The sequence below is a fragment of the Natrarchaeobius halalkaliphilus genome (assembly GCF_003841485.1).
GTDB classification, from domain to species: domain Archaea; phylum Halobacteriota; class Halobacteria; order Halobacteriales; family Natrialbaceae; genus Natrarchaeobius; species Natrarchaeobius halalkaliphilus.
The window spans coordinates 20,069-32,793 of sequence record NZ_REFY01000002.1 but is presented as its reverse complement, the minus strand read 5'-3'; the positions used below and the strand labels follow the sequence as shown (position 1 = coordinate 32,793).

12 protein-coding genes are annotated in these 12,725 nt (G+C 63.7%); 11 read left to right on the top strand and 1 reads right to left on the bottom strand.

Annotation, left to right across the window (positions count from 1 at the left end):
- Window positions 1–102: 102 nt before the first annotated feature.
- Genes EA462_RS03635 through EA462_RS03595 form a run of 9 tightly spaced genes read left to right on the top strand, consistent with a single transcriptional unit; the run spans window position 103 to window position 10,498 of the window.
- Window positions 103–702, top strand: a complete 600-nt coding sequence (locus EA462_RS03635) for a CoxG family protein (protein ID WP_124177222.1) — start codon at window positions 103–105, stop codon at window positions 700–702.
- The gene (locus EA462_RS03630; RefSeq protein ID WP_124177221.1) at window positions 699–1,586 is read left to right on the top strand and encodes an FAD binding domain-containing protein; all 888 of its coding nucleotides are present in this window, start codon (window positions 699–701) and stop codon (window positions 1,584–1,586) included. Before EA462_RS03635 ends, EA462_RS03630 begins: the two co-directional genes overlap by 4 nt.
- Window positions 1,583–2,227: a (2Fe-2S)-binding protein gene (locus tag EA462_RS03625; protein WP_124177220.1), complete on the top strand. Its 645-nt coding sequence runs from the start codon at window positions 1,583–1,585 to the stop codon at window positions 2,225–2,227. Before EA462_RS03630 ends, EA462_RS03625 begins: the two co-directional genes overlap by 4 nt.
- Entirely contained in the window at window positions 2,224–4,725 is a 2,502-nt protein-coding gene (locus tag EA462_RS03620; protein WP_124177219.1) for an aerobic carbon-monoxide dehydrogenase large subunit, read from the top strand. Before EA462_RS03625 ends, EA462_RS03620 begins: the two co-directional genes overlap by 4 nt.
- Before the next feature lie 41 nt (window positions 4,726–4,766).
- A complete protein-coding gene (locus tag EA462_RS03615) occupies window positions 4,767–5,858 on the top strand; it encodes an XdhC family protein (RefSeq protein WP_124177218.1) in 1,092 nt (363 codons plus the stop codon).
- Window positions 5,855–6,880: an AAA family ATPase gene (locus tag EA462_RS03610; protein ID WP_124177217.1), complete on the top strand. Its 1,026-nt coding sequence runs from the start codon at window positions 5,855–5,857 to the stop codon at window positions 6,878–6,880. Before EA462_RS03615 ends, EA462_RS03610 begins: the two co-directional genes overlap by 4 nt.
- Window positions 6,881–6,901: 21 nt before the next feature.
- Window positions 6,902–8,392, top strand: a complete 1,491-nt coding sequence (locus tag EA462_RS03605; RefSeq protein ID WP_124177216.1) for a VWA domain-containing protein — start codon at window positions 6,902–6,904, stop codon at window positions 8,390–8,392.
- Window positions 8,385–9,248: a Rossmann-like domain-containing protein gene (locus EA462_RS03600; protein WP_124177215.1), complete on the top strand. Its 864-nt coding sequence runs from the start codon at window positions 8,385–8,387 to the stop codon at window positions 9,246–9,248. The genes EA462_RS03605 and EA462_RS03600 overlap by 8 nt, the downstream gene beginning before the upstream one ends.
- A complete protein-coding gene (locus EA462_RS03595; protein ID WP_124177214.1) occupies window positions 9,245–10,498 on the top strand; it encodes an XdhC family protein in 1,254 nt (417 codons plus the stop codon). The genes EA462_RS03600 and EA462_RS03595 overlap by 4 nt, the downstream gene beginning before the upstream one ends.
- A gap of 207 nt (window positions 10,499–10,705) precedes the next feature.
- On the opposite strand, the gene EA462_RS17175 is transcribed toward EA462_RS03595, so the two are convergent.
- Window positions 10,706–10,861: a hypothetical protein gene (locus tag EA462_RS17175; RefSeq protein WP_165872013.1), complete on the bottom strand. Its 156-nt coding sequence runs from the start codon at window positions 10,859–10,861 to the stop codon at window positions 10,706–10,708.
- Between the two features lie 361 nt (window positions 10,862–11,222).
- Here EA462_RS17175 and EA462_RS03590 point away from each other — a divergent pair, with 361 nt between their 5' ends.
- Together EA462_RS03590 and EA462_RS03585 are read left to right on the top strand one after the other, a co-directional pair.
- Window positions 11,223–12,044, top strand: a complete 822-nt coding sequence (locus EA462_RS03590; RefSeq protein WP_124177213.1) for an Nmad3 family putative nucleotide modification protein — start codon at window positions 11,223–11,225, stop codon at window positions 12,042–12,044.
- Between the two features lie 71 nt (window positions 12,045–12,115).
- Window positions 12,116–12,682: an acyltransferase gene (locus EA462_RS03585; protein ID WP_394341813.1), complete on the top strand. Its 567-nt coding sequence runs from the start codon at window positions 12,116–12,118 to the stop codon at window positions 12,680–12,682.
- Window positions 12,683–12,725 lie beyond the last annotated feature (43 nt).

Below are 12,725 nucleotides of genomic sequence, written 5' to 3'. Positions count from 1 at the left end.
CGGTCAAAAACGTGCCAACGAAGACCAAGGCAATGTTTAACATAGACGGATCCGTATGATTGATCGTGGTAATAGTATGCTCATAGGACAGGGGTATAAAAGATGATGGAGTTCGACGGCGAGTTCGACCTCGAGAATGTCCCACCCGAAAAGGCGTGGATCGTTCTCTCGGATCCGGTCGCGGTTCGAAACTCCCTGAAGGGGTGTCGGTACATCGCTCCGATGGACGACGACTTCAATTTCGACGAGTACGAGCCCGACGAGGATCTTGAGACGCTCCCGGAGGCGGATGCGGAGGTCGTTGCGGCTCGGGCGTTCGAGGAAGGGGGGACGTATGCGGCACTGATGCAAGTCGGCGTCGGCAGCGTCAAGCCCCGCTTCGAGACGACGGTGACGATCGACGAGCGCGACGACGAAACGTTCGAGATGATCGCATCCGGCAGTGGTGACGCGAGCAGCAGTAGCTTCAGCATGAGTTCGGGCATGCGAATCCACGAACTCGAGGACGGCGATGGTTCTCGCATCGAGTGGTGGACCGAAGCCGACATCTCGGGACGGATCGCCCAGCTTGGTTCCCGGGTCATCCAGCCCGTCGCCACCAAGATCGTGAACAACTTCTTTTCGAGTATCGAACAGCAGATGACGGACGTCGACGAGGAAACCGACTCCGGCGTGACCGACAGACTCCGCAACATGTTATGAAAGCTGCACCCTTCGAACACCACGAACCGTCGACGACCGACGAAGCGGTCAGCCTGCTCGAAAGCCTCGAGCGGCCGACTATCCTGGCGGGAGGACAGAGCCTGGTTCCGATGCTCCGGTTTCGGCTGGCCCGCCCGGAGACGGTTATCGACATCAACGGTATCGACGCACTCGACTATCTCCGCGAGGAAGCCGGCTTTCTCAGGATCGGTGCGCTCGCGCGCCACGCCGACGTTGCAGACGCCGACGTGATCGCAGAGAGCTACGGGAGCTTTGCAGATACCGCACCGCTGGTCGCGGACCCGCAGATCCGCAACCGCGGCACCGTCGTCGGCTCGATCACACAGGCCGATCCGAAAGGCGACTGGGGAAGCGTTCTCCTGGCCCACGAGGGAGCGGTCGTCGCACAGGGTCCCGACGGCGAGCGAGTGATTCCCGCCGACGAGTTCTTCCTGTTGCCGTACGATACGACCCTCGAGGAGAGCGAGCTCGTCACCGAGGTTCGGGTCCCCACGCCCGACGCTCGCGAGGGGAGTGCCTACCACAAACTCAAACGCAAGACGGGAGACTACGCGATGGCCGGCGTCGCCACGCGGCTCGTCTTCGACGAGGACGGGCGAATCGAGACGGCAGGGATCGGAATGACCGCGGTAGACATCACGAACGCTCGTGCACGCGACGCCGAAGACCGGCTCGAGGGCGAGCGTCCGAGTTCGGCCCTCTTCGAGGAGGCCGGTGAACTCGCCGCGGAAGAGTCGAACCCCGAATCGGACGAACACGGCGATGCGTCCTACAAAGAACGCATGATCGACGTACTCACACAGCGGGCGCTCGGTGACGCAGCCGAGCGCGCCGGAGTCGTCAAACGGACGGTGTCACCATGACCGACGAACGAGAACTCACGCTGACGGTCAACGGAACGGAACGGATGATCGAGGTCGAGCCCAGGCGATTGCTCGTCCACGCCCTCCGCGAGAACCTGGATCTGACTGGAACGCACATCGGCTGTGATACGGGCAACTGCGGGGCGTGTACCGTCCTCGTCGACGGCGAACCGATCAAATCCTGTCTCGCCTTCGCCGTCCAGGCCGATGGAAGCGAGATCCTCACCGTCGAAGGGATGGAGGAGTTACCCGCTGCAGCCGGCGAATTACACCCACTTCAGGAAGGCTTCCACGAGGAACACGGGCTCCAGTGTGGGTACTGTACGCCGGGCATGATCATTGCGGGCAAAGCGCTCCTGGACGAGAACCCCGATCCCGACGAGGACGAAATTCGCGAGGCGATCAGCGGCAACCTCTGTCGGTGTACCGGCTACCAGAACATCGTTCGATCGATCGAGTACGCGGCCGACGAACTCGAGTCGCGTGCGGCCGCCGACGGCGGGACGCCGATCGATTCGACGAATTCGTCGAGCCTCGGAGCAACCGGGAGCGAGGGGAAAAGCATCGACTGCGGCCTCGAGAACTGCTGTGGCGGTCCGGGAGTTGGTTCTGGCGATCACGACGACGGAGGGTCATCATGAGCAGTGATCACGAAAACTCGGCGGACACGGAGTATCAACACCCGGAAGACGACGGACCACAGCCGGAGAAACACTGCGGACACGGCCGCGGCGGCATGGGTGAATCGGTCTCCCGGAAGGAAGATCAGCGGTTCATCACCGGGCGAGGGAACTACGTCGACGACGTCAAGAGGCCGGGAATGCTCCACTGCGAACTCGTCCGGAGCCCCCACGCTCACGCTCGAATCGAGGATATCGACGGCTCGCGCGCGATGGCGCTCGAGAGCGTCGTCGCCGTGTTGACCGCGGACGATTTACTCGAGTACGGTCTGGCGACCATGCCGACGTTGATGGACGACACGCAGGACGTCCTCGTCAACGACAAGGTGAAGTTCCAGTCCCAGGAGGTCGCGGCGGTCATCGCGGAGGACCGCTACGCCGCCAAGGACGGGGCCGAAAAGGTCGAAGTCGAGTACGACGTACTCGATCCGGTCGTCGACGCCGCGGCCGCGCTCGAAGACGACGCCCCGGTTATCCGTGACGACATCGAGGGAAAAGAGGACAATCACTGTCTCGACTGGGAGACCGGCGACGAGGAGGCCACCGCCGACGCGTTCGCGAACGCGCCCGTCACGGTCGAAGAGGAGATGCTCTACCAGCGGCTGCACCCGGCACCGATCGAAACCTGCGGTGCTGTGGGTGACTACGATCCTGGCAAGGACAAGCTAACGGTCCACATGACCTCGCAGGCACCGCACATTCACCGAACGCTGTTCGCGCAGGTCTCGGGGATTCCGGAACACAAAATCCGGATCGTCAGCCCCGACGTCGGGGGTGGCTTCGGGAACAAGGTGCCGATCTACCCCGGCTACGTCGTCGCGGCTGCCGCGTCGTACGTCCTGGAACAGCCGGTGAAGTGGGTCGAAGAGCGGTCGGAGAACATCCAGTCGACCGGGTTCGCTCGAGACTACGACATGAAAGGCGAGATCGCCGCCACCGAGGACGGCGAGATCCTGGCGGTTCGAACCGACGTACTCGCAGACCACGGTGCGTACAACGCCGTTGCCCAGCCGTCGAAGTTCCCCGCGGGATTCTTCAATATCTTCACGGGGTCGTACGACATCGATACCGCCTACGGCTCGCTCACGGCGGCGTATACGAACTCCGCGCCCGGCGGCGTCGCCTACCGCTGTTCGTTCCGGGTCACGGAGGCGGTCTACCTGATCGAGCGGATGGTGAAAGTGCTCGCGGACGAACTCGAGATGGATCCGGCAGAGGTTCGCCGGAAGAACTTCATCCAGCCAGAGCAGTTCCCCTACGAGAGTCCGACGGGCTGGAACTACGACTCCGGCGACTACGAGACGGCCCTGGACAAGGCCCTCGAGATGGCCGATTACGAGGCCTACCGCGAAGAACAGCGCCGTCGGATCGAAGCCGACGAGAAGAAGCTTCTGGGGATCGGCATCTCCTCGTTCACGGAGGTCGTCGGAGCCGGTCCCGGAAAGTCCTGTGACATCGCCGGCGTCGAGATGTTCGACTCCGCGGACATCCGCGTCCATCCGACGGGGAAGGCCACGGTACGCGTTGGCGTCCAGACTCAGGGACAGGGCCACGAGACGACGTTCGCACAGATCGTCGCGGAGGAACTCGGCATGGACGTCGAGGATATCACCGTCGAACACGGCGACACGGATACCGATCCCTACGGGCTGGGAACGTACGGCTCGCGGAGTACGCCCGTCGCCGGTGCGGCGACCGCCGTTGCCTCTCGAAAGGTCCGAGACAAGGCCAAATCGATCGCGGCGAACGAACTCGAGGCCGCCGAGGACGACGTAACCTGGGACCGCGAGAGCGGCGAGTTCCACGTCGTCGGCGCGCCCGAGCGATCGATCACGATCACGGAGATCGCGGCCGGTGCGTACATGAACAAGCCGGCCGGCGAGGAGCCAGGTCTCGAGGCGGTCAACTACTACGATCCGCCGGAGATGACGTATCCGTTCGGCTCGTACGTCGTCATCGTCGAGATCGACCGCGAAACCGGCGAGGTCGACTTCGAGAAGTTCGTCGCCGTCGACGACTGCGGAAACCGTATCAACCCGATGATCATCGAGGGCCAGATCCACGGCGGTCTCGCTCAGGGGATCGGAACCGCAATGTTGGAACACGTCACCTTCGACGACAACGGCAACGTAACCGGCGGCGACTTCATGAACTACCTGCTTCCGACCGCGATGGAGATTCCCGAGTTCGAGACGGGCCACACCGTCACGCCATCACCACACCACCCGATCGGTGCGAAAGGGGTCGGTGAATCCCCGACGGTCGGTTCGCCGCCGGCCATCGTCAACGCCGTCGTCGACGCGATGGCCCACGCCGGCGTCAGCCACGTCGAGATGCCGATGACGCCCGACGTCGTCTGGGAAACGCTCAAGGAATCGGGGCTCGCACAGCAACCAGCACAGAACGTCGAGTTCGCCTTCGAAGACGAATCGAACGAGGACGCCGCCGCCGACGACTGATCGACGATCCTCGAGTCGAACTCATCGATACTGATCGACGAATGACTCACGACACGACACCACACGACGAATCCGCGACAGACGCAGCCGAGGGCGAACGCGAGGACGGACTCGAGTCCATCGAGGACCGCCTGGTCGAGCGACGCGAACCGTACGTCAGAGCGACGGTTGTTCGCCGGGAGCCCCCGGTGTCCGCGAACGTGGGCGATCGGGCGGTGATCACCGCTGACGGCGAACTTCGCGGATGGATCGGTGGCGCATCGTGCGCCCAGTCGATCGTCACGACCGAAGCCCGATCGGTGCTCGAATCCGGCGAACCACAGCTTCTCGGTATCGCCCCGGATCCGGAACGGATCGACCGCGATGGGCTCGAGGCGTTCCAGATGACGTGTCACAGCGAGGGCGTCCTCGAAGTGTTCCTCGAGTCGGTCAACACCGCACCGGATCTCCTCATCGTCGGTGACTCACCGGTCGCGCGCTCGCTCGCACGGCTCGCGAGCGAGTTGACTTTCGACGTCACGATGGTCAGCGGAGGCGGTGACGACGGGCTCGACGGTGACGTTCCGCCGGGTACGACCGTTCGACCGTCCACCGATCCCGACGCGATCGTCGACGCGATCGATCGGGAACCGATCGTCGTCGTCGCCTCCATGGGGGAGTTCGACGCCCGCGGAATCGCGGCGGGAATCATGACGGACGCGCTCTATATCGGGCTCGTGGCGAGCAACACGCGAGCCGAGGAGGTGATCGAGCGCGCCGCGACGGTCCTCGAAACCGATCCCGGCGCGGTTCGTGAGGCCGTAACGAACCCGGCGGGAGTCGACGTCGCCGCCTACACGCCGGCGGAGATCGCTGCGAGCCTGCTGGCCGAAATCGTCGACGTGCGCGCCACCGTCGGGGGTGCAACGGGGAACTACACGCCCGCGGACTGCGGGGCGGGCGACGGTTCGGCCGATCGAGAGCCGGCGATCGACCCCGTCTGTGGCATGACGGTCGTCCGATCCGACGCACCGGCGACCGTCGACCACGACGACGTACGGTATTACTTCTGTTGTCCCGGCTGTGCGGACGCATTTCGATCGGATCCGGAATCGTACCTCGAGACGACCGAGACCAGGGTGTCGACGCCATGACCGGGACCGAACCCCTCGCGCTCGAGTCGCTTTCGGAGGGGTCGCTCCGAGATCGCTTCGACGAACGGGACTACGTCGCTGACGACGCGACGGTAACGACCGTTTATCTCGCGTTGCAACTCGAGCGTCCGCTGCTCGTCGAGGGACCGCCCGGGAGCGGGAAGACCGAGCTGGGCAAGGTTCTCGCGGCGGCGTTCGACGCCGAACTGATTCGGCTTCAGTGTTACGAGGGACTGACCGCAGAGAACGCACTCTACGAGTGGAACTACACCAAACAGCTGCTCGCGGTCCAGGCGAACGAGGGGACGGTCGCCGGCACCAGCGATGGGGAGTCCGCCGTCGATGCGACGACGCCGACCGACGCGGACGGACCGTCGGATTCTCGGACGGTGTTCGACGAGGAGTTCCTCCTCGAGCGACCGCTGTTGCGCGCGATTAGGTCCGGAACCGATCGGCCGCCGGTGTTGCTCATCGACGAGATCGATCGAGCGGACGAGGAGTTCGAAGCGTTCTTGCTCGAGTTGCTCTCCGACTTTCAGGTGTCGATTCCCGAACTCGGAACCGTCAGCGCCCAACATCCGCCGATCGTCGTTCTCACGTCGAACCGGACCCGCGGGCTCAGCGACGCTCTGAAACGCCGATGTCTGTACTTACACGTCGAACCACCGTCGTTCGAGACCGAATACGAGATCGTCCGTCGCAAGGTTCCCGAGCTCGACGCCGCCGTCGCCGCCGAAGTATGTGCCATCGTCGAACGGTTTCGCGAAGAGGCGTTTCTCAAGCGCCCGGGCGTCGCGGAGACGCTCGACTGGGCCGGTGCGGTCGCCAGATTACGACAGGACGCCGGTGATGGGTCGGCTTCCGGCGACGAGGGCGATCCCGAGGCGATTTCACCCGACGAAATCGAACGAACGCTCGGCTGTCTGCTTAAGGAGGCCGAGGACGTAGACCGGGTAGACACCGACCTCCTCGAGCAGCTTCGTGATGCGGCCGCGACGGCACGAGGTCGACTCGAGGAGTGACGGTAACCACACGAGAGGACAATGTCACCACCTGGCGATTTCGACGCGACAGAAGCGATCGATGGAGTCGAGCGATCGATAGCGTCGGATTCGACGAGCCGGACCGAGAGACGGAACGATGACGACGACGCGGTGGCCCGGTTCGGAGCCGGCCGATCACGATCGGATCACGGCGTCCCCGATTTCGTCGGCGCGCGTCAGCACGTCCTGACGGAACTGGTCCGGTTCGCGTCCGCGTTGCGAAGCGAGGGTGTCGCCGTTCCACCGACGGGGACGCTCGAGGCCGCGCGATCGCTCTCCGTGATCGGTCTGGCGGACGAGTCACGCGCAAGCGCCGCACTCCGGGCGACGCTCGTCACCGAAGCGGACGAGCGCGAAGCGTTCGACGCAGCGTTTCCGACGTTCTGGCACCGGCTCAGGACAGGTCTCGAGCGGATCGCGACCGCGAACGATTGGACGTCGCCTGACGGCGAGGATGACGAGGGTGCGATCGACCCCGATCAGGATCGATCCGAGTCACCGCGGGACGCCGATTTCCTCAACGATGCCGACGCGCCGCCGATGGACGCCGAAAACTCTGGTGACGAAGACGAGTCGGTTCCGTCGGTCCGGATCGCGACGAACCGCCGGGAAGTGTCCGGCGACCGTTCGGCGTCAACCGAAGAGTCAGAGGTTCGGCGCTACAGTTCCGTCGGCGGAAGCCAACCTGTCGATGCCGAGATTCATCCGCTTTCGCGAGGAGAACGGACATCGATTCGACGATTCGTAGATGCACTCGCCACGCTTCCTGGCCGCCGAAGCAGGACGTCACCGTCCGGATCGGCCGTCGACGCACGCCGGGCGCTCAGATCGAGCCTCGGAACCGGCGGCGCACCGATCGAACTCCCAGCGACGGAGGCGATTCGGAGCGAGCTTCGGTGTTGCCTGCTCGTCGACGTCAGCGGGTCGGTCCTCGATACCATCGACCGGAGCGTGCTGTTGACCTTCGCGGAATACCTCCAAGAGAGTGCGCGCGACGCCCGCGTCTTTCTCTTCGATACCGACCTCGTCGACGCGACGGCGGAGTTCGCCCGTGCGGACGGCGACCCCGCGGCTACCCTGCGCGATGCCGAAGTCGAGTGGGGGGGCGGAACGCGGATCGGAGCTGCGATCGCCTCACTTCGTCGGCGTCATCCGAACGCAGTCGATCGGCGGACCGTCGTAGTCGTCGTAAGCGACGGTCTCGACGTCGGTGATCAAGAGCTCCTCGAAACGCAGATCACCTGGCTCGCATCCCGGGCCGATTCTTTCATCTGGTTGAACCCGCTCGCGGCTTCGCCTGCGTTCGAGCCGCGCTCGCGAGGGATGGCGACGAGCGTTCCGTACGTCGACGCGCTGTTCGGATTCGTCGCCCCGTCCGACCTCGAGTCGGCCGCCCGACAGATCGAACGTCGCGGGCTGGACGGACCGATCGGCTACGAGTACGACCCACGTCGGCGTCCGACCGAATCCGGGGGTGAGAAGAGTGACTGACTCCATTCTCGAGACCGTCTCCGACCGCCTTCGAGCGCGGGATGCGCTACGAAGCGTGAGGTGTAACCGCGTCACTGTCGGTGACTCGGTCGTTCTCGTGGAGTTATCCGACTCCTCCGAATCGGACGATCACCCGCTCGCAGGGCTCGCACACCGTCCGCGAAACACCGAACTCGATCTCGACGGTACGGAATCGTCGCGTTCGAACCGGACGGTCGACGAGCTACTCGAGCCGATCGAGGCGGACGACCGCGACTGTGACGAGAACGTCGGATCGCTCGAGAGAGCCGTCGCCGTCGCGACGGTGAACGCCCTGTCGGTTCCGTTTCTCGAGTGGCGGGCGGGTGATCCGATGGCGTTGCTCGACCCGTCGGTCGAGACGATCACGACTGTCGGGCTCTTTCGACCGGCGTTTCGGAAGTTCGAAGACGTGGACGTCCGCGTCATCGAACGAACGTCGGTCGACGACGACCTCTCGACACCCGACGGCGTGCGCGTCTCGGCGTTCGAACCCGCGGACGCACCCCGGGCGATGGCGGGTTCGGAGGTCGTCTTCGTCACGGGGTCCGTGTTCGTCTACGACGGAATAACGAACTACCTCGAGACAGCGCCGGATGCGGCGACCGTCGTCGTCGTCGGCGCGACGGCGTCGTTCCTCCCCGGTCCGCTGTTCGCATCGGGCGTCGACGTGGTCGCGGGTGCCACCATCGACGAACCGGGTCGCGTTCGCGAAGCGATTTCCGACGGATCCTGCGGAACCGGCCTTCACGATGCGGGCGTCCGAAAGGTCTACACCGCAACCGACCGTCCATCCGGTATCCAACTAGAATCCGTCAGCACGAAAGATCAGCCATGACCGAATCACAGAAGACACAGACCCAGCGTAACTGGAGCGTTCCCGAAACGGAAGTCGTACAGCGCGTACACCAGCGTCTCGAGGCCGATGGTTCGGACGTCCTCGCAACCATCGTCGACGTCGACGGTAACGCCTACCGCAGACCGGGTGCGAAGATGCTCCTCGACGACGCGGGCGACGGCGTCGGAAGCATCACGGCCGGTTGTCTCGAAGACGATATCCTGCGTGCAGCCGAGAGCGTCCGCGGGACAGGTCAGCCCGAACTCGTCACCTACGATCTGATGGACGATGACGACGACGTCTGGGGGCTAGGCGTCGGTTGTAACGGCATCATCGAGGTTCTGCTCGAGCCGTTGACGCCCTCGTATCGCTCGGCAACCGACGCGTTCACCGAGGGTCGGGACGTCGCCGTGTTGACGGTGTTGAGCGTCCACGGTGAGGATGTCGACGCCAGCGATACCGATTCGCCGCTTGCGTACGGCGACCGTGCGTACTATCACCCCGGTGAGGATCGCCTTTCGACGCCGTCGGACGACGACGGAGCGAGTGGCGATGGCGGGGAGACGACCGAAGCGGACTGGCCGATCGACGTACTCTCTGAGCCGGCGTCCGAACTCGCCGGTCGCGGACGGGCGAACGTCATCGACCTCGAGGTCGACGGGACGAGGCTCGAAGTGTTCGTCGACGGCATCGCCGCTCCGGCCGAACTCGTCGTCTTCGGCAGCGGTCACGACGTCGGCCCGGTGACCGAACTCGCGAGCAAGAACGACTTTCGGGTGACCGTCGTCGGATTTCGCGGCGCGGTCGACCTCGCTGAGCGGTTCCCGGACGCCGATCGGACCGTGACGACGTCGCCCGGTACGATCGAGGACGACCTCGAGATGGGCCTCGACGATCGGACCTATGCCGTCGTCATGACTCACAACTTCGTCGACGATCGACTGGCCGTCGAGACGCTACTCGATGCCGGCGTTCCGTACGTCGGATTGATGGGACCCCACGAACGATTCGAGGAGATGATCGAGGAGTTCGACGCCGAGGAAAGAACGATTACCGACGACGATCGTTCGTCGCTCTATACGCCGATCGGATTAGACCTCGGTGGCGGCTCACCGTACCAGATCGCACACAGTATCGTCGCGGAGGTACTCGCCGTCCACAACGACCGCGACCCGCGCCACCTGAGAGCGCGCGAGGGACACATCCACGACCGAATCGAGGTCGAAGCCGACCCGACCCCTCCGAAATAACGCGACCGGATCGACCGACTAGCGGGAGTTTCATACGGAGTGTCGTACCTGCGTATCGGTGCACCCACGAACGGTTTGCGGTTGCACCGAAGCGAGCGATAGTACCCCGCCTGATACGGTCTACTGTAAGTCGTTACCGGAGCGACCGCAGGACGGCTCGCGGTCGCTCCGGTAAAAAGTCACAGCAAACCGTATGAGTTCCTCGAGTCAGGACGTCTTACCGTCGTTCATTGCTTCGGTTTCGGAGACGACGAACTTCGCCAGTTTGCGCTTGGTGTGACCGTCCACGAGGTGTTCCTCGAGCGATCGACCGGTCAGAACCTCTCGGCAGAGCGGACACTCGACTGGTGTTCTGGTCGCCATGGGAGACGGACGATGCAGCGGCCCAAAAATCTGTAGCCGTCGATGTGATCCGTCTTCGACCGATCGAAAAAACCAACCGTACAAAGATTCAAGCAACCGGGATCATCTACTACAAATAGTGGTTCGATGGGCGTCTCGAACGTCCCCAATGCCAGCGTGTTTCCGAGATAGTTTCAGCATCGGTTGACTCGAGTGGCACCGGATGGATCGCCTCAGATGCGGTAGCTGGATCGGCTTCGCCGCAATGGGTGGACTATTTCTCATACTCTTGCTCCCCTTCTTTTATACCACCCAACCGACGGGCCGGTAACGGGTCGTGTGTTTCGGGAGCTTTATCGGCTCACTTCACCGACCGGAAGACATGACGGTCGTCCTCGCCGGCGTCGGTGCCGACAGTACGAATCTCGGCGCGCTCGGGCCGCTGTACGACGATGGACGGTTCGAATACGTCCCGATTCCCGAAAAGACGCGCGAGACCAGCGAGGTCGAAACGCTCGGTTCGTGGACGCTTCGAGCCGATGATCGCGTCGCAGCGGATCTCACGACGCGAATCGATCCACAACCCGTCCGCGGCGGTGTCGACTCGGTCACCGGCGACGATCTCGAGTCCTGGCCCCTTCATCGCGATCCGAACTTCGAGGCTCGTACGTACGGCGAACACCGGACCAGCGGTTACGTCACTCGACTTCGGTCGCTCGAATCCGGCGACGTCGTCGGGTTCTACGCAGGATTGCGCCGCCCGAACGGCGAGCGCGCCCACCGCTATCTGATCGGGTACTTTACCGTCGATCGCGTCGACGTCATCGGCTCCGAAACGCCCCCGGCCGAACGAAAGGCGCTTTTCGAGAGGCACGCGGAAAACGCTCACTCGAAGCGCGCTCGAGGCGATACGCCGTACCTGGCCGAGAAACAGATCGTGATCGTCGACGGTCGCGAGCCAGGTGGTCTCTTCGATCGGTATCCGATCCGACTCAGCGAGTACTACGTAGCGCCCGGCAATCAGCGCCCGCAGTACTATCTGCGCGAGGATCTCGCCGCCGCCTGGAACGTCCGTGAGGGGAAATCGAACATGATGTTCAAGCCGGCGTACCGCTGTTCGCTGTCCGGCGAAGAGTTTCGGTCGAACGTCGGAACGCCGGGGGATCGGTCGGTGGCGCACGGAAAGGTTGATACGGCTGAATAGCTTTCGTCTCCTCTTGATCGACACCGCCGGATCGATCGGTTTCTTGTAACGACACGTCGAAGGGACTGATAGTGAGGGGAGACAGTACCCGACACGACCGGATCACTCGCCATCCGACGCCGAACGCGCGCAACTCGCTTGCCGACTGGACCGACGCCAGACACCCGGTTCGGGTCGCGATTACCTACGTCGTCGTCTGGCTCGTTCGGATCTCGCCGAGCCTTCGGCTCAAGCGGTGGCTGTTGCGTCGCATCGGCGTGACGGTCGGTGAAGGCGTCTCCTGGGGACTCGAAGCGACTCCCGACGTGTTCTGGCCCGAACTGATCACGGTCGAGGATCATGCGATCGTCGGCTACGACGCGACGCTGCTCTGTCACGAATTCCTACAGGACGAGTATCGAACGGGCGAGGTCGTCGTCGGCGAGCGTGCGATGATCGGTGCCGGAGCGATCGTGTTGCCCGGCGTCGAAATCGGGGCGAACGCGAGCATCGCTGCGAACTCGCTCGTCACGACCGACGTCGAGCCGGGAACCACCGTTGCGGGAGTGCCCGCGCGACCGATGGGGGCTGAGAGTGACGAACGGAACCGGCGGCGAACGCGAGAGGAAAACGCCGACGAACCTGACGAAAACGACTGATACGGTCTACTGTAAGTCAGTACCGGCGTACCCGGAACCCGGT

Excerpts from the sequence above, each read along its gene's own strand:
- EA462_RS03635 (WP_124177222.1), top strand. The coding sequence starts at position 103 with ATGATGGAGTTCGACGGCGAGTTCGACCTCGAGAATGTCCCACCCGAA.
- EA462_RS03630 (WP_124177221.1), top strand. The coding sequence starts at position 699 with ATGAAAGCTGCACCCTTCGAACACCACGAACCGTCGACGACCGACGAA.
- EA462_RS03625 (WP_124177220.1), top strand. The coding sequence starts at position 1,583 with ATGACCGACGAACGAGAACTCACGCTGACGGTCAACGGAACGGAACGG.
- EA462_RS03620 (WP_124177219.1), top strand. The coding sequence starts at position 2,224 with ATGAGCAGTGATCACGAAAACTCGGCGGACACGGAGTATCAACACCCG.
- EA462_RS03615 (WP_124177218.1), top strand. The coding sequence starts at position 4,767 with ATGACTCACGACACGACACCACACGACGAATCCGCGACAGACGCAGCC.
- EA462_RS03610 (WP_124177217.1), top strand. The coding sequence starts at position 5,855 with ATGACCGGGACCGAACCCCTCGCGCTCGAGTCGCTTTCGGAGGGGTCG.
- EA462_RS03605 (WP_124177216.1), top strand. The coding sequence starts at position 6,902 with ATGTCACCACCTGGCGATTTCGACGCGACAGAAGCGATCGATGGAGTC.
- EA462_RS03595 (WP_124177214.1), top strand. The coding sequence starts at position 9,245 with ATGACCGAATCACAGAAGACACAGACCCAGCGTAACTGGAGCGTTCCC.
- EA462_RS17175 (WP_165872013.1), bottom strand. The coding sequence starts at position 10,861 with ATGGCGACCAGAACACCAGTCGAGTGTCCGCTCTGCCGAGAGGTTCTG.
- EA462_RS03590 (WP_124177213.1), top strand. The coding sequence starts at position 11,223 with ATGACGGTCGTCCTCGCCGGCGTCGGTGCCGACAGTACGAATCTCGGC.